General features: G+C 33.5%; 17 protein-coding genes and 2 pseudogenes. 7 read left to right on the forward strand and 12 right to left on the reverse strand.

Going from position 1 to position 22,365, the window contains the following annotated elements; all coding sequences use genetic code 11:
* Both ACKVOV_RS00595 and ACKVOV_RS00600 read right to left on the reverse strand, forming a co-directional pair.
* Positions 1-202, reverse strand: a pseudogene (locus ACKVOV_RS00595) (Fe-S cluster assembly protein SufB); the annotation flags it as partial.
* 16 nt (positions 203-218) lie between these two features.
* Positions 219-548: an iron-sulfur cluster assembly accessory protein gene (locus ACKVOV_RS00600; RefSeq protein ID WP_348075029.1), complete on the reverse strand. Its 330-nt coding sequence runs from the start codon at positions 546-548 to the stop codon at positions 219-221.
* A gap of 178 nt (positions 549-726) precedes the next feature.
* Here ACKVOV_RS00600 and ACKVOV_RS00605 point away from each other — a divergent pair, with 178 nt between their 5' ends.
* The 6 genes from ACKVOV_RS00605 (at position 727) to ACKVOV_RS00630 (ending at position 10,083) form a co-directional block, all read left to right on the forward strand.
* Positions 727-1,587 carry an MBL fold metallo-hydrolase gene (locus ACKVOV_RS00605; protein WP_409204838.1) on the forward strand — a complete coding sequence of 287 codons (861 nt, stop codon included), beginning with the start codon at positions 727-729 and terminating at the stop codon, positions 1,585-1,587.
* A gap of 70 nt (positions 1,588-1,657) precedes the next feature.
* Positions 1,658-3,262, forward strand: coding sequence for a S8 family peptidase (locus ACKVOV_RS00610; protein WP_409204839.1), 1,605 nt, complete (start codon positions 1,658-1,660; stop codon positions 3,260-3,262).
* Between the two features lie 82 nt (positions 3,263-3,344).
* Complete coding sequence (locus ACKVOV_RS00615) at positions 3,345-5,219, forward strand: M1 family metallopeptidase (protein WP_409204840.1); 1,875 nt, start codon at positions 3,345-3,347, stop codon at positions 5,217-5,219.
* Between the two features lie 210 nt (positions 5,220-5,429).
* Positions 5,430-7,070, forward strand: coding sequence for an FAD-binding oxidoreductase (locus ACKVOV_RS00620; RefSeq protein WP_409204841.1), 1,641 nt, complete (start codon positions 5,430-5,432; stop codon positions 7,068-7,070).
* A gap of 30 nt (positions 7,071-7,100) precedes the next feature.
* Complete coding sequence (locus ACKVOV_RS00625) at positions 7,101-9,002, forward strand: LodA/GoxA family CTQ-dependent oxidase (RefSeq protein ID WP_409204842.1); 1,902 nt, start codon at positions 7,101-7,103, stop codon at positions 9,000-9,002.
* Positions 8,944-10,083, forward strand: a complete 1,140-nt coding sequence (locus ACKVOV_RS00630; protein ID WP_409204843.1) for an FAD-dependent monooxygenase — start codon at positions 8,944-8,946, stop codon at positions 10,081-10,083. The genes ACKVOV_RS00625 and ACKVOV_RS00630 overlap by 59 nt, the downstream gene beginning before the upstream one ends.
* Before the next feature lie 182 nt (positions 10,084-10,265).
* On the opposite strand, the gene ACKVOV_RS00635 is transcribed toward ACKVOV_RS00630, so the two are convergent.
* From ACKVOV_RS00635 to ACKVOV_RS00645, 3 genes are read right to left on the reverse strand one after another with little or no spacing between them, the layout of a single operon-like run.
* Positions 10,266-10,643 carry a hypothetical protein gene (locus ACKVOV_RS00635; RefSeq protein ID WP_409204844.1) on the reverse strand — a complete coding sequence of 126 codons (378 nt, stop codon included), beginning with the start codon at positions 10,641-10,643 and terminating at the stop codon, positions 10,266-10,268.
* A 31-nt stretch (positions 10,644-10,674) separates the two neighbouring features.
* Entirely contained in the window at positions 10,675-11,760 is a 1,086-nt protein-coding gene (locus ACKVOV_RS00640; protein ID WP_409204845.1) for a two-component regulator propeller domain-containing protein, read from the reverse strand.
* Between the two features lie 22 nt (positions 11,761-11,782).
* Positions 11,783-12,241, reverse strand: a complete 459-nt coding sequence (locus ACKVOV_RS00645; RefSeq protein WP_409204846.1) for a DUF1801 domain-containing protein — start codon at positions 12,239-12,241, stop codon at positions 11,783-11,785.
* A gap of 183 nt (positions 12,242-12,424) precedes the next feature.
* Between ACKVOV_RS00645 and ACKVOV_RS00650 the strand changes: the two genes are divergently transcribed.
* Positions 12,425-13,066, forward strand: a complete 642-nt coding sequence (locus ACKVOV_RS00650; protein WP_409204847.1) for a GNAT family N-acetyltransferase — start codon at positions 12,425-12,427, stop codon at positions 13,064-13,066.
* Positions 13,067-13,124: 58 nt separating this feature from the next.
* Here the strand turns inward: ACKVOV_RS00650 and ACKVOV_RS00655 are convergent, their stop codons facing one another.
* The 7 genes and pseudogenes from ACKVOV_RS00655 to ACKVOV_RS00685 form a co-directional block, all read right to left on the reverse strand.
* Positions 13,125-14,564 (reverse strand): hypothetical protein, encoded by a 1,440-nt coding sequence (locus tag ACKVOV_RS00655; RefSeq protein ID WP_409204848.1) that lies wholly within the window; start codon positions 14,562-14,564, stop codon positions 13,125-13,127.
* Positions 14,565-14,682: 118 nt separating this feature from the next.
* Positions 14,683-15,483: a hypothetical protein gene (locus ACKVOV_RS00660; RefSeq protein WP_409204849.1), complete on the reverse strand. Its 801-nt coding sequence runs from the start codon at positions 15,481-15,483 to the stop codon at positions 14,683-14,685.
* Between the two features lie 144 nt (positions 15,484-15,627).
* Positions 15,628-16,644 (reverse strand): DUF4917 family protein, encoded by a 1,017-nt coding sequence (locus ACKVOV_RS00665; RefSeq protein WP_409204850.1) that lies wholly within the window; start codon positions 16,642-16,644, stop codon positions 15,628-15,630.
* A 314-nt stretch (positions 16,645-16,958) separates the two neighbouring features.
* Positions 16,959-18,146, reverse strand: a complete 1,188-nt coding sequence (locus ACKVOV_RS00670; protein WP_409204851.1) for an aminopeptidase C — start codon at positions 18,144-18,146, stop codon at positions 16,959-16,961.
* Between the two features lie 164 nt (positions 18,147-18,310).
* The gene (locus ACKVOV_RS00675; RefSeq protein WP_409204852.1) at positions 18,311-19,906 is read right to left on the reverse strand and encodes a tail fiber domain-containing protein; all 1,596 of its coding nucleotides are present in this window, start codon (positions 19,904-19,906) and stop codon (positions 18,311-18,313) included.
* A gap of 284 nt (positions 19,907-20,190) precedes the next feature.
* Positions 20,191-22,104 carry an alpha/beta fold hydrolase gene (locus ACKVOV_RS00680; protein ID WP_409204853.1) on the reverse strand — a complete coding sequence of 638 codons (1,914 nt, stop codon included), beginning with the start codon at positions 22,102-22,104 and terminating at the stop codon, positions 20,191-20,193.
* A gap of 64 nt (positions 22,105-22,168) precedes the next feature.
* Positions 22,169-22,365, reverse strand: a pseudogene (locus ACKVOV_RS00685) (HIT family protein); the annotation flags it as partial.

Here is a 22,365-nt window from a genome sequence, read left to right on the forward strand (position 1 = left end):
CCATTTCTTGCCAAGCACGAAAAGCTTCAATACGCCAATCGGTCATCCATTGTGGCTCTTCTTTTTTCAAAGAAATTGCACGAACTATATCTTCATTTAAACCAATAGGAAACGTTTCCGATTCGATATCAGTATAAAATCCGTATTCATATTCTTTTGTTTCGAGTTCGATTTTTAAATCGTCTTCGGTATATTTTGACATCTTTTTTATTTAAAGATTAAAGTGAAAAACTCTCTCCACATCCGCAAGTTCTACTTGCATTTGGATTATTAAAAACAAAACCTTTTCCGTTTAATCCTCCAGAAAATTCTAATATTGTACCTGCTAAATAAAGAAAACTCTTTTTTTCGACAGCAATTTTTACATTATTTACTTCAAAAATCTTATCGTTTTCTCCAATTTCTTTGTCAAATTTTAATTCGTATGACAAACCTGAACAACCACCGGATTTTACGCCTACTCGAACGTAATCTTTGGCAGCATCAAAACCGTCATCGTTCATCATATCGACAATTTTCTTACTTGCTGTATCTGAAACTTGTATCATTGTTATATTGATTTTGTCTAAATAAACGACAAAGATATATGAAAAAAAAGTTTATTATAGAAAATGAAGAAGTTTTAACTAATCATTTGATAGAAAAAATTGATTGTAAAGAAGAAAAACAACGCAATATTTAGTAATTTGCGAATGTTTGCTACTTATTAATTACAAAAAAATTACAATGAAACTTTATCCTATAGAAACAGGCAATTTTAAACTCGATGGTGGCGCTATGTTTGGTGTTGTGCCTAAAACCATTTGGAACAAAACCAATCCTGCCGACGAAAATAATCTGATAGATATTGCCGCAAGATGTCTTTTAATCGAGGATGGAAATCGATTAATTCTCATTGATACTGGAATGGGAAACAAACAAACGGATAAATTTTTTGGGTATTATTCTCTTTGGGGAACACACTCAATGGATAAATCACTGGCAAAATATGGTTTTTCTCGAGATGATATTACGGATGTTTTTATGACACACCTTCATTTTGACCATTGTGGCGGAAGTGTGCAATGGAGTAAAGACAAAACAGGTTACGAAGTAGCTTTTAAAAACGCAAAATTCTGGACAAACGAAAATCATTGGGAATGGGCAACAAAACCCAATGCTAGAGAGAAAGCCTCATTTTTGTCGGAAAATATTTTGCCAATGCAAGAAAGTGGACAACTTAATTTTATAAAAAGGCCTGAAGGCGATTTCTTATCGAAATCGGAATTGGATTTTGGAATATTTTTTGTTGATGGTCATACCGAAAAAATGATGATTCCACATATTCAATACCAAGATAAAACGATTGCTTTTTGTGCTGATTTAATTCCAACTGCTGGACATTTGCCTTTGCCTTATGTTATGGGTTACGATACAAGACCATTGTTGACAATGCCAGAAAAATCAAAATTTTTAACTGCTGCTGCCCAAAATAATTATTATTTATTTCTAGAACATGATGCACATAATGAAATAATTACTGTCGAGCAAACTGAAAAAGGAATTCGACTAAAAGAAACATTTTCGTGTTTAGAAATATTAACATAATGTTAAAAAATGTAAAATTGATTGAAAAATCAAGACTTTTATGCAAAAAATAGAACTAAATTATAATATCATGAGAATTTTAAAACCAATTTTTATTTCTGGAATAATCGCTTTTACAATGGCTAGTTGTGGTGGAGCAAAAACGGTAATGAGCACTAATCCTGCGAATATCGATAAAATGCCACTAAAAACAACACCTATTTCTGAAGCAAATATGAAACGTTGGAGCCATTTAGACCTAGCGAAAGACACTGTTCCTGGAATGAGTGTAGATAAAGCTTATGACTTCCTGAAAGGTAAAAAAATGACTACTGTTATTGTAGGAATTGTTGACTCAGGAGTTGATATTGATCATGAAGATTTGAAAGGTAAAATCTGGACTAACTCAAAAGAGATCGAAGGAAACAAAAAAGATGATGACAATAATGGTTTTATCGATGATGTGCATGGTTGGAATTTTTTAGGTGATACCGAAAACGAGCAGTTAGAAATGACCCGTATTGTTAAAAAAGGAGACGATGGCTCTGCTCAGTTTAAAGCAGCTTCTGCAGAATTTGAAAAAAACAAAGGAGAATTAGCACCTCAAAAACAACAGGTAGACATGCTTCTTGCTGCTGATAAAGCAGTTAGAGATTTTCTTAAAAAAGACAATTTTACATTGGCAGATGTAAAAGCAATGGAAACTACAGATCCAAAAATGGTTCAGTACAAAGGAATGTTTACTCAAATACTAACAAGTACACCAAAAGCTGAATTTGACTCTCAAATACAAGAATACAAAGACTATGTTTATGATCAATTAAATTATAATTTAAATCCAGAATTTGATGGTCGTAAAGTTTTAGGTGATAATGGATACGATATGACTAATAAACATTACGGAAACAATATTGTTTATGGTCCTAAAAAAGAAGGTGCAAAACACGGTACTCACGTAGCTGGAATTATTGCTCAGGTTCGTAATAATAACAAAGGTGGGGATGGTATCGCTTCAGATGTGGTAAAAATCATGTCAGTTCGTGCGGTTCCTAACGGTGACGAATACGACAAAGATATTGCATTGGCAATTCGTTATGCTGTAGATAATGGCGCAAAAGTAATTAACGGAAGTTTTGGAAAAAACTATTCTCCAAACAGACAATGGGTTTACGATGCCATAAAATATGCTGAATCTAAAGATGTTTTATTTGTGCACGCTGCAGGAAATGATGCAAAGGATATAGATACAGAGCCTAATTTTCCTAATGATGCAGATGGTGCAAATCCAGAATATGCAGATAATGTATTAACAATTGGGGCGCTAAACTATGAATATGGTGCTTCGGAAATGGCAAATTTCTCAAACTATGGAAAGGTAAATGTTGATATTTTTGCTCCTGGAGTAAAAATTTATGCTACAACACCAAAAAATACTTACGAATATTTACAAGGAACTTCTATGGCATCGCCTAATGTTGCTGGTGTAGCGGCTTTAGTTCGTGCTTATTATCCAAGTTTAACGGCTTCGCAAGTAAAACATATTATCATGGATTCTGGAACGTCACTAACTAACTCTTTCAATTTAGCTGGAGCCGAAGGAACTCAAACTACTTTAGCTTCAATTTCTAAAACAGGGAAAATTGTAAATGCTTATAATGCTTTAGTTTTAGCTGAAAAAATGACTGCAAAAAAATAGTTTTATATATTTTAAATTCAAAAAACAGCTTTCGCAGGATATTTTTATAACTCTGTGAAAGCTGTTTTTTAATACCATACAAATGAAAAAAATACTCTTACTTACTTTATTTAGTTTCGGTTCTGTTTTCGCGCAAAACAATCCAAATCCAGGATATTGGCAACAACATGTTGATTATAAAATGGATGTTTCGATGGATGTGAAAACCTATCAATACAAAGGAAAGCAAACTTTAGTTTACACCAATAATTCTCCCGATACTTTACATCGCGTGTATTATCATTTGTTCAACAACGCTTTTCAGCCCAATAGTTGCATGGATGCTCGACTAAAATCGATAAAAGATCCTGACGGAAGAATGGTAACCAAAGTAAAAGTGGGTGATAAAGAAGTAAAAGAAAGTAGAATTGCAGCTTTAAAGCCTAATGAAATAGGATTTTTGAAAATTTCAAACTTAAAACAAGACGGAATTGAACTGAAAAATAAGGTTGTGAGCACGATTCTTGAAGTAGATTTAGCAAAACCATTATTACCGCACACTTCGACTACATTTTCATTAGATTTTGATGGTCAAGTTCCCGTACAAATTCGTCGTTCAGGAAGAAATAACAAAGAAGGAGTGGAGTTATCGATGTCGCAATGGTATCCTAAAATGGCCGAATATGATTATGAAGGTTGGCAAGCAGATCCTTATATCGCAAGAGAATTTCATGGAGTTTGGGGAAATTTTGATGTAAATATCACCATCGATAAAAACTATATTTTAGGTGGTTCAGGTTATTTACAAAACGGAAATCAAATAGGATATAATTACCAAGATGCTGGGGTTACTGTAACCCTTCCGAAGAAACAAAAAACGTTGACTTGGCATTTTATTGCACCAAACGTGCATGATTTTACTTGGGCTGCCGACAAGAATTACATTCATGATAAATTAGTGACAAATTTTGGAACGACTTTACATTTTTTATATAAGAACAATCCAAAAATTATCGAGAATTGGAAGAATTTACAACCTAAAACAGCGCAGCTGATGGAGATTTACAACAAAACTGTTGGTAAATATCCTTACGAGCAATATTCTGTAATTCAAGGTGGAGATGGCGGTATGGAATATGCGATGTGTACTTTAATTCTTGGCGAAGGAACTTTCGATGGTTTATTAGGTGTTACAGCGCACGAAATGGCTCATTCTTGGTTTCAGCATGTATTGGCATCAAACGAAAGCAAAAACAGTTGGATGGATGAAGGTTTTACTACTTGGTTAGAAAATTATGGAATGAACGAAATTTCAGATAAAAAAGAAGAAAATCCTCATGCAGGCTCTTATGCAGGTTATGCTTCGTTAGTGAAATCTGGTAAAGAACAACCACAAACCACCCATTCTGATCGTTATGATGAGAACAGAAGTTATAGTATTGATGCTTATAGTAAAGGAAATATTTTCTTGTCTCAGTTAGAATATCTAATTGGTAAAGAAAACTTCATGAAAACTTTAAAACGTTATTTTGCCGATTATAAGTTTACACATCCTACGCCAAATGACATTAAACATACAGCCGAAAAAGTATCGGGAGCAAATCTAGATTGGTACTTAAACGACTGGACAAAAACTACAAATACGATAGATTACGGAATCAAATCTGTGGAAGGTGCTGGAGAAAACACTAAAATAACGCTCGAAAGAATAGGTAGAATTCCTATGCCACTCGATATTTTAGTTACTTATGAAGATGGAAGCCAAGAGAGTTTTTATATCCCACAAACTTTAATGCGTTGGACAAAAGAGAACCAAAATCCAGCTATAAAAAGAACTGTTCTTGAAGGTTGGGACTGGGCCTATCCTACATTCGAATTTAAAATTAATGCCAAATCGCCTGTAAAAAACATTACAATTGATCCAAGCGGACTCATGGCCGATGTGAATAAAGAAAATAATATTTTTATAAAGAAATAGATTATATTTTTTAATAAAAATTTTTTTAATACCTCCAAATAGTTAGATGCTATTTGGGGGTATTTTTATGCTTATATCTTATAAAAAAAGCAAGTTTTTATTTACAAAAAATAATAATTAAATAGAAAACTAGGTATTTATACCTATAAATAATAAAGCATTAGTATTTAGATTTGAATTTTTGAAGATAATAAATAATTAAAATAAAATATGAAAACATTAATCGAAGCCTTGTCTGAAATTCAGTTCAAAGGAGTCTTTACTGAGGTTTTGACCGATTGTAATTGCGATACTGAAAAAGAAAACCAATATGAAAAAAGTCGAAAAGTTTTCAATAGACGATTTCAGTTCAAACCCACGGCAATTGTTCTTTGTAAATGCACAGAACATGTGAGCGCGGTAATTTCATTAACAGCTACTTACGATTTTGATATTCGAGTTCGTTCAGGGGGACACGATCATGAAGGGGAATGTTCAGGAACAGATACCGTAGTTATCGATTTGTCACTTATGGACACAATAACTGTTGATGAAGATAAAAAAGCAAAAATACAGCCAGGTGCTCGATTTGAAAAAATAGTTCCAGAATTAAATAAGTACAACGTAAGTATTCCACACGGAACTTGTAGTACAGTAGGAATTGCGGGCTTTACTTTTGGTGGTGGTTGGGGGCCATGGACACGATTGCATGGTATGTGTTGCGAAAGTTTAGTAGGGGCAACAATTGTTTTGGGTAACGGAGAAATAAAATATTTGACCGAAGAAGGAGCCGAAGATGAAAGAAAATTATTATGGGCACTTCGTGGAGGCGGAGGTTTTAGTTACGGGATTGTAACTGAATTAGTTATTCAGACATTTCCATTGCCAGAAAACACAATCAAGTTTCATGTAGTTTGGTCTAATTCTCCAGCTATGAAAGTTTTAGAGGTTTGGGAAGATCTTATTGCCCCGAATAATAACAAGGAACTAATAGGGACAAATCTTAAGATTATGGCAAAGCCATACGATGGTCAGCCTGTAGAAAAATCAATACACGAATGTACTTTTTACGGCTATTTCTCTGGAACAAATTTAGAATTAGAAACTTGTATAAAAATATGGTTTTCTTCTTTTGATTCGTCAGATTATGAGGTTACTATTGATAGTAAAACAGATAGCAAAACCCTTCAAAATGCATCATTGAGCTTCTCTAGTTGGGACAGAATTTCTAAAGTTGATGTCTGGAGCAAATTATCTAGATTAGAAAAATTAGGAAAACTGAAAGACCTTCAAAAAGACAAATTGAAAAGTTTAAATAAAAGTTTTACCTCAAAATCATTAAAAACAATTCCACCAGATGTAGATCCGCCAGCGCCACACAAAATTACCTCTCGTGTGGTAAACGAACAATGGCTCGGAAAAGAAGGAAGAATCAAGCTAATTAAAAGTTTAGAATCTGATTTGTTACATCCGGAAGGAGAATTAGCGGATATTCATTGCTATGTAACCTTGGGTGCAATTTCTGGATCATTTTATCGCGATTACAAGCCCGATACTATTGGTAGCGCATTTCCTTATAAAAAAAGACCTTATTTTATACAATACCAAGCATGGTGGAATGATAGCCCAGAAGCTATTGCAAAAGGAAGCCTACACTACGAATATTGTTTTACTAATGAAGCGCAAGATTGGATTGAAGCAAGCAGGCAAAACGACTTTCCAGAGACAAAGGGTGCTTTTATTAGTTTCAAGGATAGCGCAGTTCCTACAAAAGATTATTTCTTAGAGAGTTTCAACGAATTAAGAGACATTAAATTAAAATATAGTAACGATCCTGATAATAAATTTAGAACAAGAAAGACCATAATTTAATTAAAAGAAAAACAAACAAAAGCATTAATTATGACAAAAGACCAAACAATTCACAGTGTATCTATTTATCCGCCATTAGGTATTGCCCGTATAGGAAATTCATCAGAATATTACTTAGCATCAGACGTGCCAGGTATTGTCGACAAACCTATAGGTGGTTATAAAGATGGAATGGGGAAAGTGAAAAAGCAAGTGGCTCGTTTTAGAGTATATGGATTTAATGAAAATGGGGAAGTAATTCGTGAAATAACAGCGCAAGAAGCAACTATCGATTGGAGAGTACATGTAGCTAATGTAAAATCGGCATGGTACGAGTTCAATAATGCACTAGATTTAGAAGGCTATGCGATACCGTCAAGCTATAGAAATCCAAAAGTAAGCGGAGAAGACAGAGATCAGCTTGTAATTAATCCAGGTGTAAAAAGAATCAGTGGTGTAAATCAAAAAGACAAGCCCGAATATGAACTAACGGGAGGAAAATTCTATAACATAGAAGTGCCTCTTGGTAAAATAGAAACAGATGATTTAGGGAGATTATTATTTTTTGGAGGAGATGGTAATTCAGCATCAGTAAAAAACGAACCAGCTACAACTTTCGCCAATAACGTAGGATGGCATGATGATACTTCCGACGGAATCATTAGAGCAACTGTGATTATTAATGGAAAAACGATGGAAGCGGAACCCGCAATGGTAGCTGTAACACCTCCTAATTTTGGACCAGGTTTATTTGGAGTAATCACTATGTATGATGTGGTTTTAAATTTATTTATAGAAAAATTTAATTATCCAAATCCAGCGTCAAAAGAAGTAAATTTTTGGGAACACATATATCCTGTTTTAGAACGTATGACTAATACGCAATGGGTAAACCATGGCTTTTTTATGCTTTTTGGAAAAAACTCACCATCTGACTTTACTAATTTAGCACTACTTGAAAAATTAGCAGATCCGTCAGAAGCAACAAAACCAGACCGAATGAGAATCTTCAATTGGTTGCGCAATCCAAATAGCACAAACGCAGAACCATCAAAAGTGCCACCATTTTACGGAGATGGTTTTGGGGATTATACCAATATTGCGTTAGATGATTTGCCTATTACAAAAACACAATACCAATGGTTTGAAAAATGGGCAAACGGAAATTTTGTAGCTAGAAAAATTAACCCATTAATTGCTTTCGATCAATTGTCAGTACAAGAACAAATCGAAGCTTTAAATGTAGCTCCTTTCGAAGAATGTCTAGGAGGTCCATTTCATCCTGGAATCGAATTAACTTGGCCAATGCGAAATGCCATCTTATGGGAAAAACCATTTCGACTAAAAGTTTTACCAGAAGGAGAATTACCTAATTTAGATTATGGTTCTTTACTAAGCCCAGCACAAGCATTAGCAGAAGATGGACCTATAGCAGTAAGTGGACCAGGCTCATTAACCAGATGGCTAGGTGTGCCATGGCAAACAGACGAAGCAAGTTGTTTGTCAGGTTATGACACAACCACTTATTTACCATTACCATCATTTTGGGCTGCAAGAGTACCAAATCAAGTCATGAGTGAAGACAGTTATGAACGAATGAACGATGCCGAAATTAACATAGCCCAACGACTAAAGCACTTCGATTATAGACAAGACTGGTTACGAGAATTTGGAACACAGTACTTGCCAAAAATTAATAAAATGATACACGAATGGCATGATCTAGGCATTATTGCAGAGACAGAGCCTAGGAACGAGCAAAATGAGTTTCTACCTGATAGAGTTTGGAAAGAAACAAGGCTTCAATACACAGAAATCGACCCAACCATGCAACAAGTTCTCTATGCAGAAAATGTAACAGAAAAACCTAAAATGCTTAGAAAAGGTGCTTCAGTTGAAGAAGGTAGAAACATTCCTAAGAAAAGACCGTTCTTTGGTAGAAATGAAAGATAAAGAATACCAACAAGTTATTATTATAGGAGGAGGTCCCGCTGGAATCACAGCGGGACTTACACTACAAAGTCGTGGTATATCATGTCTCATTATCGACTCTCATGCCACAAACCTCGTCAAATTAGGGGAATGCATACCACCTAATGCTTTACCTTTATTTAAAAAAATTGGATTAGAAAAATTACTTTATCATGAAGAACATCAGTTTTATTTCGGGAATCAATCCCTTTGGGGAAGTAATGAGATTAGCGAAAAAAATTTCTTATTCGATAAACACAACAAAGGAATATTATTAAATAGAAGCTTTTTTGAAACACAAATCAAAGAAATAGCCATACACAACAAAGTCAAATGGCTTAACGGATATTCACTACACACTACCGAAAAAAATTCCGAAAAAACAAAAGTTGTTGTAAAGTCTAAGGACAATACACTATCGTTTACATGCGATTACCTCATCGATGCTACAGGACGAAAAGCTTCAATATGTAGAAAAATGAATGTCACTAAAGAAACAATAGACCAATTAGCATCCATCAGTTTTCAATTTCTTGTAGAAGAAAAAATCCCGTCATTTGTTCACACAGAAAGTTATGAAAATGGTTGGATTTATCTTGCGCCAGCAAAAGACAAAAGGATAACAGTCATGATTTTTACAGATATAGATTTACTACCCAATAAAGAAAATGAAAAAGAATTTGTAAAAAAAATCATTAACCAATCCCAACTAATTCGAGAATTACTCGGAGGAGAAATCCAAGAAGAACGAATCCTCGAACTAAAAACCAGAATAGCAAATACTACTTTTTTAAGGAAACCATACGGAGATAATTGGATAGCAGTAGGAGATGCAGCCTATTCTTACGACCCAATTTCTTCCTACGGAATCACATCAGCCATAGCAGGAGGCTATTATGGTGCACACGCGCTAACAGAAGCAATCTCTGGAAAAACAGAAGCTTTTCAAGTTTATCAATACATCATGGAAAATGCCTTTAACGCATACACTATAAAACTAAAAGAACAATACAAACAAGAAAAACGTTGGGTAAAAGAACCCTTTTGGACAAGACGAAACTAAAAAACATTACAATTGATCCAAGCGGACTCATGGCCGATGTTAATAAAGAAAATAATGTCTTTGTAAAAAAATAAAAAAAGCCCTTTTTGGGCTTTTTTTATGAATACTATATGCTTGTTTATTGCTGAGAAATCAGAGTCATTTGCACTTTGCAGAGTGGAAAAAGCAAGATATGCGCTTCATTATTTTCCAACCCGATCAATTGGTCTAAAACGTAAAGCACTCCAAGTCTCGTTAATAGAAATCGCAGTAACTGTTGTTATTCCGAACTCTTCTCCTGTAAGACGAATAGTATCTCTGTTAATGTCTGTCTTAATTTTAGACGTGCCTTTAGGATAAGCAAACCACAAAACACTATCTGGTTCTATGTTTGTTAAGCCTGTTTTGAGGAAGTTCAAATACTCTTTGCTGTCATTAATGAATACCAGAGTGTTGGTGCTTTTAGTTTTCTCAAATTTATTTTTAAACCCAAGTTTTAAAAATTCTTCCTCGATTGATGGCGTTGCATTAATAACAATCGCACTATCTTTAAACTTAAATTTTTTTACGATGTCCTGCATTATTTAATTTTTCGATTATTATAAATTAGCTCTATTTTATTTCAAATTTCGCAAAGTCTTTCCCATTGAATTTGCAAATACCATCTCCATCTGTTCCAAACCAGAGCTCACCATTTTTGTCTTTATAAATAATGTTTATTGCATTACTTGTCAATCCGTCTTTTGTGGTATAATTAGTGAAATTTCTTCCATCATATTTCCAAACACCAGCGTCAACGGTTCCTATCCATAGGTTTTTAAAATCATCTTCACATATTGTATAAATACGAGACAAAGTACCAGGACCAGCTTTGCCAGAAACTTTAAATTCGCTATTGCTAAGTCCTTTTTCTTCAGTAAAATTGATTAAAGATTTTCCATCATATTTGAATAGTCCACCGCCGTTATTACCAAACCAAATATTGCCGTCACTGTCTTCGAATAAACCAAGGACCGCTGGTCCTTCCAGTCCTTTTTCAGTAAACCAAGTAAAAGATTTCCCATCGTATTTACATACACCTTTGGCTTGTGTGCCAAACCAAACATTCCCTTTTTTGTCTTTTAATATACTATAAACGGCATGTCTACTAAGATTATAAGGAGAACTTTGCGATTGCATCAAATTAACATTCGATTTATCTAAAGGTAAATAGTTAAACAAATTATCGTTGTAACGATAAACGCCACCACCAGCATAAAACCATAAGTCGTTTGGTTCTATTTTCCAGTCCTTGTCAGAATCATTATTTAATTGCAAAGTCTCTTTATTTGTATAAGTAGTAAAAGATTGTCCATCAAAGCGACTAACACCAAATACACCAGTTCCGAACCAAATATTACCAGATTTATCTTCTTGAATACTTTGAACCTGATTATTAGATAAACCGTCTTTTGTAGTAAATTGAATTAGCGTTTTTCCGTCATAGCGATACACACCAGCTCCATTGGTGCCAAACCAATAAATCCCATTTTTGTCTTGGAAAATACTTCGTATGTTGTTATCAATTTCAGTTGCTGCATTAAAAACACTAATATTGGATTCTTTTTGAAGAACCGATAACTGCTCGCTTATATTATTGTTTTGCCCGTTGCAGAAAGCAAAAGAAGTTAATAATAGTAAAAAAATATAATTTTTCATTTGCTTTAAGATTGCATGGTTATTACTTTAATCTTTCTAATTGTCCTTTTCTTTTTACTATGTTTTTATAGTCCCACTGAATCTCTCTCGATTTTTTAAGCCAACGTTGCAAATCATCCGATTTAATGTCAGAAACATTATTGTAAAAAATAGATGCATCTTTAAATTTTTCGCCTCTAACGCTTAAATGTTCTTCTTCAAAGCTAGCGCCACTCCAAAACATTAATCTAATTCCTGGTTTTTGTTTACTGTAACCAACAATTGGGTTGCCGTCTAAAAACCAAACAGGGTGGGAGTGCCAAATTTTACTTTCTGCTTCGGTCAACTCGTTATCTATAAAAGTCGCGAGTTGGTCGCAAATTTCTTTGTCACTCGAAGTCTGTTTGTCATGATATGTTTTAATTTCTTTGTGCATTTTTGTCAATAAATGGTTGTCTTGTATTTTGCTTGTTGTTAGATTGAGGTGAACTAGAAGTTGCATTTCACTCTAACTTTACTAAGTTCGCTATCAGTAGTTTGTGATTAAATACCGACCACCACAAATATAAAAATAAGATTGAAGTTAACAGTATTTTTTCGCAAGAAAAACCCAAAACCAAGCCATTGTTGCTAACAGTAATTTGTAGTTGTTTTTATATCTTTACTAAAAAATACATAAAATACTATGAAAAAATCTGTCTCATCAGATGTTGTTGAGAAGTGGCTTAAAGCTTGGTGTTTGTCAAGAGAATTAACAATGCCAATGAAGTATAAATCTGGATTGATGGTAAATGTTGGATATGTAAATCAGAAAACTCGTTATGTGTTTTCTGAGCCCAATGAAGATTTTATACAACTTTCGAAACAACTTTCGGAGACAAATATTTTTCTAAAAGTTTGTGCTTCTCCTAGTGAAATTAAACATAAAATTCCCGAAAAATGGATCATTCAGCCACAAGGTTTTATGATGTCTTGTTTTCACAGAATGAATATTACAAACAATAGTTTGCATGAAGATTACAAATTAGAATTTGATTTCTATAATTCGACTTTTGTTGTAAGAATAGTTACCCAACAAGGTGAGTTAGCATCAATAGGGCGTGTTGTTCTTGTAGATGATTTAGCTGTTTATGATAGAATTTCGACAGATAGTAAACACAGAAGAAAAGGACTTGCAAAATTTTTGATGAAAGAACTCGAAAAGATTGCATTGTCGAAAGGTGTCTTCAATAATTTTTTAGTAGCGACAGAAGAAGGTAAATCTTTATACCTGTCCTTAGGTTGGGAACTATACAGCTACTATACTTCAATAGTTATTCCCGATTAATTAATATTTATAAATAAAGTTTGGCTGCGAATGCATCATTCGCAGCCATTACAGTACTTTAATCTAAAATAGCATTAACAACATAAACGCTATTATTATCTGTAATAATACAAGTATTCCCTTTTAAACCATCTGTACCAAAAGACATTACCGTGTTTGTACTTGTTGGAGGATAAGCTAAAATATACATAAGAGGAACGTATAAAATAGAATTCATTGTCGTAGTAATTCGAGTTCCAGCATAAACAACCTCGTTGTCATTTACAACAGTTAATTTTATTCCAGCAGCATTTGACATGACAGCACCACCAAATACCGATAATGGAACTGGGTTAAAAAGTGTATTACCATTAACCGCTAAAGCACTAACATTTCCGCTAATAGAAACAAGAGAACCATTGTTAGGATTATATTGTCTATTGAATGTTAAAGTGATGTTTGATTTATCTTCCAATGTCATGGTCAAAACATTGTTTACAAACGACATATTACTCTCTTCAAAATAATATCCATTTGACTTAATCCCATCGGTCGAAACGCTAATCATTACAACATAAGCATCCAACTGACCTATTAAAGTTACATATTGCGCCTGAATAGATATAAAAGCATCAGGAGAAGCCACAGATGGAATTTGATAATAACCACTAAAAGCAGCCAAAGCGGCACTTGAAAGATTTGGTGATACAAGCGTGGCTTGCTTAGGATATAAAATAGTTTGAAAAGACCTTGTAGTAACTGCTTTTGTAGTGTCATCTATCACCATATTGTTGCAAGCAAATCCGCCAGCAGCAGCAGTTCCCATAATTAAACTAATAGATTGCGTGTCTTTTTTGAAAGTAAAGAAATACATGTTCAAATTATAACAATAAGAAGGAACCTCTTGTAAATTGGCACCATTTGTACCATAATCATACATGATTTTAGTATCTATTATTTGCATGGCAATGACAGACAATCCGCCTGTGGTATCCAGTAATTTCACACAATAATTGCCATTAAAAAGAGAAATAGGAATAGGATTATTGTAAGTAGTCCCTGAAATATTTACTTGTGGTTTGCCTTGCATAGAAATAGTACCCAAGCAAGAAGCAATAATCCCGTTAGATCCATCTGTGCGAACAAAGGCTAACTCAACGTCTAATCCGCCCAGTTCGTTGCTTTTTTGTTTTAATATTGTACCGTCAAAAGTGCCTGTAAACGGAAAACGGAAAGAAGTCGTTCCGTCTAGAGAAATTAAAAGCGCGACATCATTTATCTGGGTTTTTGCCGTACTGTTTACATATATGTTTGTATCTATGGCGAAAAAAGCACCAGGAGCATTCCCTAGGGCATAAAAACCATTAAACGACATTAAAAGCGACGCATCTGAAGTTACTTGAATCTCGTTTGGATCAAGGTCTTTGTACTTCTCCACCATTGTCTGGTGGTAACTGGTTAATTCACTCATTGGGGCAGCATGTGCTATTGTTGCTACTGTTTCTCCTGAAATTTTCATATACTACTTTTTTATGTTGTTTTCCTTTAGTGTTTGTTTTTAATGTTTAGTGAGACTGCGAAGTCAGAGACATTTGCAGAACGGTTCTTAGTTTATTTACTCTTCGTGGAGCGGTAGTTTATCTAAGCTTTTCCATTAATAACATTTCGTGCAAACTTTTACCTACTGATGTTAAGTTATAATAAAAATTACCGGACGGATATCCGCTACTTCCTCTTGTAATAAGCCCTAAAACAGTAAACTCCTTCAAAATTGCATTGTCTTTTTGCATAGACTCATTATTTAAAACTGATGCAGCAATTATTTCAAACTTATCAATTTTATTATCTTTAGTTAAGCGTTCTTTAATAATCTTTACCCTTTGACTTTCGGAGTCAATTTCATCTTTAGAGTCATTCTTTGAAGAACTTAGGTTACTGGTTTTTGGAAGCTTTGCATCGACTAAAAAATCAGAATATCTTTTTTCAAGCTTGTCATAATCTTCCTGTAATTTAAGTCTCGCATCTCTTTCTTCATCAACACGCTTTTCTAACCGTATTCTTTCAGTTTCTAAAGTGTCATACACAGTTTTTAATACTATACTATTTTTGTCAGTCCATTTATAAACTAATGGAGTTACTTTCTTTTCAAAAAAATTGATGATAAGTCTAGATATATTGATGAGCAAATATGAAGTAATAAGAATGACAAAGGCTTCTGCGACGCAATATAATAATGTTTCAATTAAGGGATGAAACTTAAAATGTTTAATAATAAATTGTCTTTTTAGTTCTAAGGTAGTTTTTGACTCAAAGTTAAATATCGAATAAATCAAATTCCAATTCTTAATAATCCAGATTAGTATAACAGTGCCGAAAAATGGATTTGATGTTTTTGACTCTAAATTTTCTTTAAAGGAAATAAGTAACTCTTTAATCATAATATGGTTTTTAATTTCGTCTAACGTTTGTAACTTGGTAATTTAGGAAGCCTAAACTTTCGGTTAAACACTAATTTTTAAGTACAAAACAAACTTTAAATTAAGTCTAAAACCCCAATTTCTTATAACCGTTGTTAGTGACAGTTATATTTGAAAAACTGTAGATGAATCTACAAATTCTACTTGATTTGGATAATGATTAAATTTAGAAATAAAATCAAATTTTTCTGCATTGACTTCTGCTAAAGTTCTATTTCCAATATAGATGCAGTAAATTATATCTTTTGGATTGTGCTTTAAAGCCCGTAAAATATGAGCATCAAAATCACCTAACATATTTCCAAAAACAACAGTTGGTTTGTTTGAGACTTTTAGTTTGTTTGAACAGAAAGTTAGATAGTTATTTTCAGAAATTGCTAATTGTTTTTCAATTCCCGATCCTTCTGTAATAAATATTGGAAAATTATCATTTCGAATTTGAGCTGCAATTAAATCAATCAATTCTGTACCATGATTATCTCTTATTAATTTTAAATTTTCAAGATTATCTTTGAAAACACATAATGAGCCGTGCAAATAGTACAAATGTTTATAGACGTATTCTTGTGATGGCATGAATTGTTTAAATCCATCTGGGCATTCTGAACCCCAATAATAATCTTGATAAGCAATATAACCTTTGTCTTGACGAGAAATATCTTTTGATTGCATTATTATATGATAAAGATATAAATCATAATTAGTTGTGAAAATATCTCCAAAGTCTTTTAATTGTTTCGCAACGTTATTAAGCTGATTGAAATTTATATCTTCCACTCTCGGATGGACAGCTTCAATGGTTGATATCAAACCATTTCTTAAATTCTGAAGTGCTATGTCTATTGGATGAGTTGGCAATCCCAATAATTGATTTACTTTTTTTGCGTATGTTAAGTAGCGCAGTATTAGTTCAAAATTTACTGTTCCGAAATGCGTAAATAACGCTTGATGGGTTGCATCGCAGTTTTGAAGGAATAAATTAAATAGAGAAGTGTAAGAGAAATTTGTGGAAAATTGTAAACTAAATCCATTACCAAGTAATAAATTTGGTTTGTCATATCTTACTGCAATGTCATTCCAATTTAAAATGGAATTCTGTCTTAATTCTTGAGTTGTTATCATAGGTATTTCTTGTTTACTGCTCGGGAATAATTGCGTCACAACTCATAAATATCCGCAACTTATGAAAGCCACATACATCTAATCATTTTGTTATTAGGTTTTTAAATCCGGTAACACAAAAAAGAGCTATGCGTTTTTGTGTTTTTTCAAACATACAAAACACTTTTTAGCCACAACCCCGTATTTATACCTGTTTTGTGGTAAATGTAAAACAGTTCACCACCGCATCCTTACGGGAAACCGTAATGTGTGTTATAACAAAAAAAGGAGTGTCATTGCGACACTCCTTTTTAGTAATTCTATTTGTTAAGAAATTATACTTTCAACTTCTTAGCCATGTCCGGAGATAGGGCTTTTTTGTTTAACATAATATCAGTCGTTTTGTATTTTACAAACTCTTTTGTCATATACAAATAACCTTTGTAGTCGTTTGTAGTTCCCCAAGAGTTTTTTACGATATAGTATTCTTTACCGTTTTGGTCTTTAGACAAACCTACAATATGCATTCCGTGGTCATCGGTCGTAGTGTAATTATCAAACGCTTTTTGGCGCATTTCTTCGGTTACAACTGGTTCTTTTTTAGGGCCGTTAAACAAGTCTGCTTTTTCTTCTGGTGTCATGTCTTCCATTTTCTTTTCTGGAACAAATGCTACTCCGTTTTTCCAACTAAATGTTTTCTCGCTCACATCGCCTCCCCAAGCTACTGAGTAACCTGATTTTAAAGCATTGTCTATAACATCTGTTAGTTCATTAATTTTTACGTTATATACTTGGTCGAAAGCCCAATTGTCTGGAACCATTAACACAAATTTAGAGTAATAAGGATATTCTTGTAAAGACGAAATTTCGATATAATCATCGGCATTAATTCCTACTACTTCTTTTGCAAAAGATTCTGGTGTGTATTTTTTTCCGTTATAATCGAACGATTTAGGTGTTTGTCCTAGATAAGAATCAATTACAGCGGTATAGGCTTTTTCCCAGTTTGGTGTAAGTTCTCCGTTAGGATTTTTTACAACCGCAGCTAATAAAGCTTCACCTAAAGCAGCCATTTCGCCAAATTTATTTTTGTCGGTTCCGTAATTTAAACCTGTATAAACAGATTGTGGTACAGCACCATACTTGCGATACATATTCATCACGTCATGAAAAGCACCACCGTCACCTAGTGTCACTGCGCCATGCATACGAACATAATTTCTTCCTTTTTCTACATAAGCGTTACGTGCCGAGAAAATTTGAGACAATTCGACTGGTTTTTTCCCCATTTTGATCATCTCTGATTCTAAAAATGAGTTTGCCGAATAACTCCAACAAGTTCCTGATGAACCTTGGTTTTTTATCGATGTGTTTTCGATATTAACAACATCTGTAAATTTGAAAGCTTCTTTGCTTTTTTCGCTCGCATTTATTTTTAATGAATTCACTAAATTGTCTTGTGCAAAGCTCGATGCACCCACAATTAATGAAGTCGCTATAAATAGGGATTTAATTGTATTCATAATTTTTGTTTTTTAATGGTTCGTAAAATTAAAAAATGTTCTTTCTTATTTTCTAATTTAACAACAATTTAGGTTTTAATTAAGAAAAAGAAGAAGTAATAATTTATTTCTAGTTAAACGAAATAAATTATGCCTTGTAAAAAAATACAATGAGAGTTTATGGATTATTTTGTAGTAATTTGATTTAGTTTTTTCTCAATTTCAATAAGTCTATTTTCTAATAGTTTGTTTTGAAGAGATAAAGTCTCAATTGTAGTTTGTTGTTCTTGGAGCGCTTTAACAATTGGAGCAATTAAATCATTATAGCGAACACTATACATTCCATCTTTATCTTTTGAAACAATTCCACTATCTTGAATACCAGATTTGATTAGAGTGTCTTCTAATTCTTGTGCGATAAACCCATATTCAGTTTTATTAGATTCGTCATTTTTTCTTTTGTAAGAAACAGGATTTAATTTAGAAATAAAATCAAGTCCTAAGTTTGATTTTTGAATGTCTTTTTTCCATCTTTTGTCAGAGGTTACCGACCAAGCAATTTGAATTCCCGCATAGGTAATATTCGTGTCTCCAATGCGTACCTGATTGCTTCCACTTACTGCTGCATTATAACCTATAGCCGTTGAGTTAGAATATGTTCCAGTCGTGCTGTAAGAATTATAACCTATCGAAGTATTGTAATTTCCAGCAACAGCATCTTTCATAGCATTTGTTCCTAAAGCGGTATTGCCGTTTCCAGTAGAATTTGTATATAATGAACTAGCTCCCAAACTGGTGTTTTCGTTGCCTATTGTATTGTAATAATTTGAATTAGAGCCAACACCAGTATTTTTATTTCCAGTTGTATTTTCTACTAAACTCAATTCACCCAGTGCAGTATTTGAACCCCCTGCGGTATTGCGGGATAATGTGTATGAACCAACACCAGTATTATTTGCTCCATTTGTGTTTGCCTGAAGGGAAGCAATGCCTACCGCAGTGTTGCTAGATCCTGTTGTGTTGAATAATGTATTTGTACCAATTCCTGTATTATTAGATCCTGATGTATTGTTAAATAAAGAATACAATCCAACTGCTACATTGGAACCTCCAGAAATGTTTTTATACAAAGCTACAGTTCCCAAAGCCGTGTTGCTACTTCCTGTCACATTTGCTTCTAAAGCAGAAGCTCCTACTGCTGTATTATAACTTCCTGTAGTGCTATTTTTTAAACCATTATCTCCAAAAGCAGAGTTTTGTGTGCCTTGATTGTTTTTTAATGCGCTTCTGCCAAATGCAGAGGTGTTTGGTGCCCAACCTAAATTACCAGAAAAGCAATCATACCCAAAAGAAGTATTGTAGTCTCCAATAAGTCCTGAAAATGTATTATTTTTTTTAAATATAAGATCTTTAATATCTGTAGTTCCTATAAACATTGTGGCAGGATTAGTTCCTGAATTTCCTGTCAAACTCCATGAAGGGTTTGAAACTCCAACAGATTTCCAAGTTGTAGAAACATTATCCCAGAAATAAAAACCAGGCTGATTCGATCCAGATACGGTAGTTAGATATACCATCATCCCTTGTTGAGCAACAGTTGGGTTTGTTGCTGGAAAAGTATTTATTCTTGGGATTAAAATCCCATCAGTATTTGTTGGTGAAGCAATATTACTTGCCTTGATTTCTAATTGTGCAGCTGGAGAAGTTGTGTTTATACCTACTTGTGAAAATGAATGAAGTGTAACTAATAATAATAAAGATAATAATAATTTTTGATGCATTTTGATTGATTTTTTTTGGCGGCAAAAATATAAAATAAGTAAGTAAAGACTTGTTATTTATGTTTAAATTAACAATTTGATATTTCTAAATAAAAAATTATCTAGATGTATTTAGAAATAAGTTTTTAGATTAAATGTTTTATGAAGATTTGTGACTTTTTAATAAAAAAAGAGGTTGTTCATACTGTAAGAACAACCTCTTTTTTTATTAAAATATCCAAACACCGTTTTGATATAAACAATTCTCGGAAAGTTGGTTTAATTTTTCAGAAAGGGTCTGTTATTTACAAAGTTTCTTTCAACCATTTGTAAAACTCTTTTTGCCAAACTTGTGCATTTTGAGGTTTTAGAACCCAGTGGTTTTCTTCTGGGAAGTACAAAAAGCGACTGTTTATTCCTCGCAATTGTGCTGCTTGGAATGCTTCTTGTCCTTGCCCGATAGGTACTCTAAAATCATTTCCTCCTTGTATGATTAAAATGGGTGTGTTCCATTTCTCTACATAATTGATAGGATTAAATTTAGTATAGGTTTGTTGTGCAATTTTATTGTCTTTTTCCCAATAAGCACCACCAAAATCCCAGTTGTTAAAGAAAACTTCTTCGGTTGTACCAAACATACTTTGGGTATTGAAAACACCATCGTGTGCGATAAAAGTTTTAAACCTATTGTTGTGAATTCCTGCTAAATAAAACACAGAATATCCACCATAACTAGCACCAACACAACCCAAACGAGATTTATCTACATATTTTTCTTTAGCAACATCGTCTATCGCCGATAGGTAATCTTGCATCACTTGTCCGCCCCAATCACCAGAAATTTGCTCATTCCAAGCTTGTCCGTGACCATACATTCCTCTTCTGTTTGGTGCTACAACGACATATCCTTGCGATGCCATAAGAGAGAAATTCCAACGGAAAGAATATGATTGTGTCAACGGACTTTGTGGTCCTCCTTGGCAATATAATAAAGTTGGATATTTTTTATTAGCATCAAAATTAGGAGGAAGTATCACCCAAACCAACATTTTTTTGCCATCGGTAGTAGTTACATAACGTCTTTCGTACTTTGGTAATGCCAATTTAGCGTAAGCTTCATTATTTACTTTAGTAAGTTGCAACCATGTTTTTTTCTTTAAATTGTATGAATAAATTTCTAATGCGTGATTCATGTCTGTTCTTGTAACAATCGCATTATCGGCAGTAATATCTACAATATCATGCACATCGAAATCGCCAAAAGTAAGTTGTGTTACCGTAATAGCAATTCTTGTTACGCCAGGAAAATTAACTTCAAATAATTGTTGTGTTCCATCTATTGCTGCAAGAAAATATACTTTTTTTCCGTCTTTACTCCAAGAAAAACTAGAAACTGAATTGTCCCAATTTGCAGTTAGGTTCATTTTCATTCCTTTAAAATCGACAATAATATCGTTTTTATCGGCTTCATAACCATCGCGTTTCATTTGCAAATAGGTTAAATTTCCTTGTGGCGAAAAAACTGGATTGGTATCGTAACCTAAATTGGCTTCGGTTCTATTGATGGTTTTTTTGGTTTCAAGATTGTATTCGTAAATATTAGTATTGGTCGAAATAGCATATTTTGTCCCAGCTACTTTCTTAGACACATACAAAATACTTTTGCTGTCTGGTGACCAAATATAATCTTCGTCGCCACCAAATGGTTTTTGTGGTGAATCGAAATTTTCACCAGCCATAATATCAATAGGAGCAGCTAGTCGAACATTGTCCGAAGGAACGCCACTGTAAAAAACATGGTTAAATTTTCCTTCGTTCCAAGTGTCCCAATGGCGATAATCTAAACCATTGTATATTTGAACATTCGATTTTTCTAATTCTGGATAATAATCTTTTCCGTGAACTTTATCGATTTTTACCTCTTCGTTATAAACAAGATATTTTCCGTCAGGAGAAATGTTTTTGTCTAACAATAAGCTTTTTGTATCTGTTACTTCTGTTGCGTTTCCGCCAATTACGGGAATGGTGTAAAACTTAGAGCTCGATTTATTTTCTTCTATTGATGGTGTCGAAACGCTATATACTACGTTTTTTCCATCTTTAGAAATCCCTAAAGCTGTAACTCGTCCTAGTTTCCATAATAATTCTGGGGACATTGTGTTTTGTGCAACAACGTTTAAACTCATTGTGAATAGTGTTAAAATCAGTATTTTTTTCATGTTATGTGTGTTTATTAAATTAAAAAACCATCAGTAATTACTGATGGTTTGATATAAATAAAATTTATAAATTTCCCTGAATGGTTGCAACCAAAGCCACAAATTCTTCTGGTGTTAGACTTACTTTATTTTGAAAACGCATTTCGTCCATTTCGTTAAGCGGAATAAGATGTACGTGAGCGTGAGGAACTTCTAGTCCTATCACTGCCATACCAATTCGCTTGCACGGAACCGATTTTTCTAAGGCGATTGCGATTTTTT

Source organism: Flavobacterium sp., assembly GCF_046153165.1.
Classification (GTDB): Bacteria; Bacteroidota; Bacteroidia; order Flavobacteriales; family Flavobacteriaceae; genus Flavobacterium.

Bases quoted from the DNA above. Each gene is read 5' to 3' on its own strand.
- ACKVOV_RS00665 (WP_409204850.1), bottom strand. From the start codon at position 16,644: ATGATAACAACTCAAGAATTAAGACAGAATTCCATTTTAAATTGGAAT.
- ACKVOV_RS00655 (WP_409204848.1), bottom strand. From the start codon at position 14,564: ATGAAAATTTCAGGAGAAACAGTAGCAACAATAGCACATGCTGCCCCA.
- ACKVOV_RS00615 (WP_409204840.1), top strand. From the start codon at position 3,345: ATGAAAAAAATACTCTTACTTACTTTATTTAGTTTCGGTTCTGTTTTC.
- ACKVOV_RS00645 (WP_409204846.1), bottom strand. From the start codon at position 12,241: ATGCAACTTCTAGTTCACCTCAATCTAACAACAAGCAAAATACAAGAC.
- ACKVOV_RS00605 (WP_409204838.1), top strand. From the start codon at position 727: ATGAAACTTTATCCTATAGAAACAGGCAATTTTAAACTCGATGGTGGC.
- ACKVOV_RS00650 (WP_409204847.1), top strand. From the start codon at position 12,425: ATGAAAAAATCTGTCTCATCAGATGTTGTTGAGAAGTGGCTTAAAGCT.
- ACKVOV_RS00640 (WP_409204845.1), bottom strand. From the start codon at position 11,760: ATGAAAAATTATATTTTTTTACTATTATTAACTTCTTTTGCTTTCTGC.
- ACKVOV_RS00610 (WP_409204839.1), top strand. From the start codon at position 1,658: ATGAGAATTTTAAAACCAATTTTTATTTCTGGAATAATCGCTTTTACA.
- ACKVOV_RS00625 (WP_409204842.1), top strand. From the start codon at position 7,101: ATGACAAAAGACCAAACAATTCACAGTGTATCTATTTATCCGCCATTA.
- ACKVOV_RS00675 (WP_409204852.1), bottom strand. From the start codon at position 19,906: ATGCATCAAAAATTATTATTATCTTTATTATTATTAGTTACACTTCAT.
- ACKVOV_RS00680 (WP_409204853.1), bottom strand. From the start codon at position 22,104: ATGAAAAAAATACTGATTTTAACACTATTCACAATGAGTTTAAACGTT.
- ACKVOV_RS00660 (WP_409204849.1), bottom strand. From the start codon at position 15,483: ATGATTAAAGAGTTACTTATTTCCTTTAAAGAAAATTTAGAGTCAAAA.
- ACKVOV_RS00635 (WP_409204844.1), bottom strand. From the start codon at position 10,643: ATGCAGGACATCGTAAAAAAATTTAAGTTTAAAGATAGTGCGATTGTT.
- ACKVOV_RS00670 (WP_409204851.1), bottom strand. From the start codon at position 18,146: ATGAATACAATTAAATCCCTATTTATAGCGACTTCATTAATTGTGGGT.
- ACKVOV_RS00600 (WP_348075029.1), bottom strand. From the start codon at position 548: ATGATACAAGTTTCAGATACAGCAAGTAAGAAAATTGTCGATATGATG.
- ACKVOV_RS00620 (WP_409204841.1), top strand. From the start codon at position 5,430: ATGAAAACATTAATCGAAGCCTTGTCTGAAATTCAGTTCAAAGGAGTC.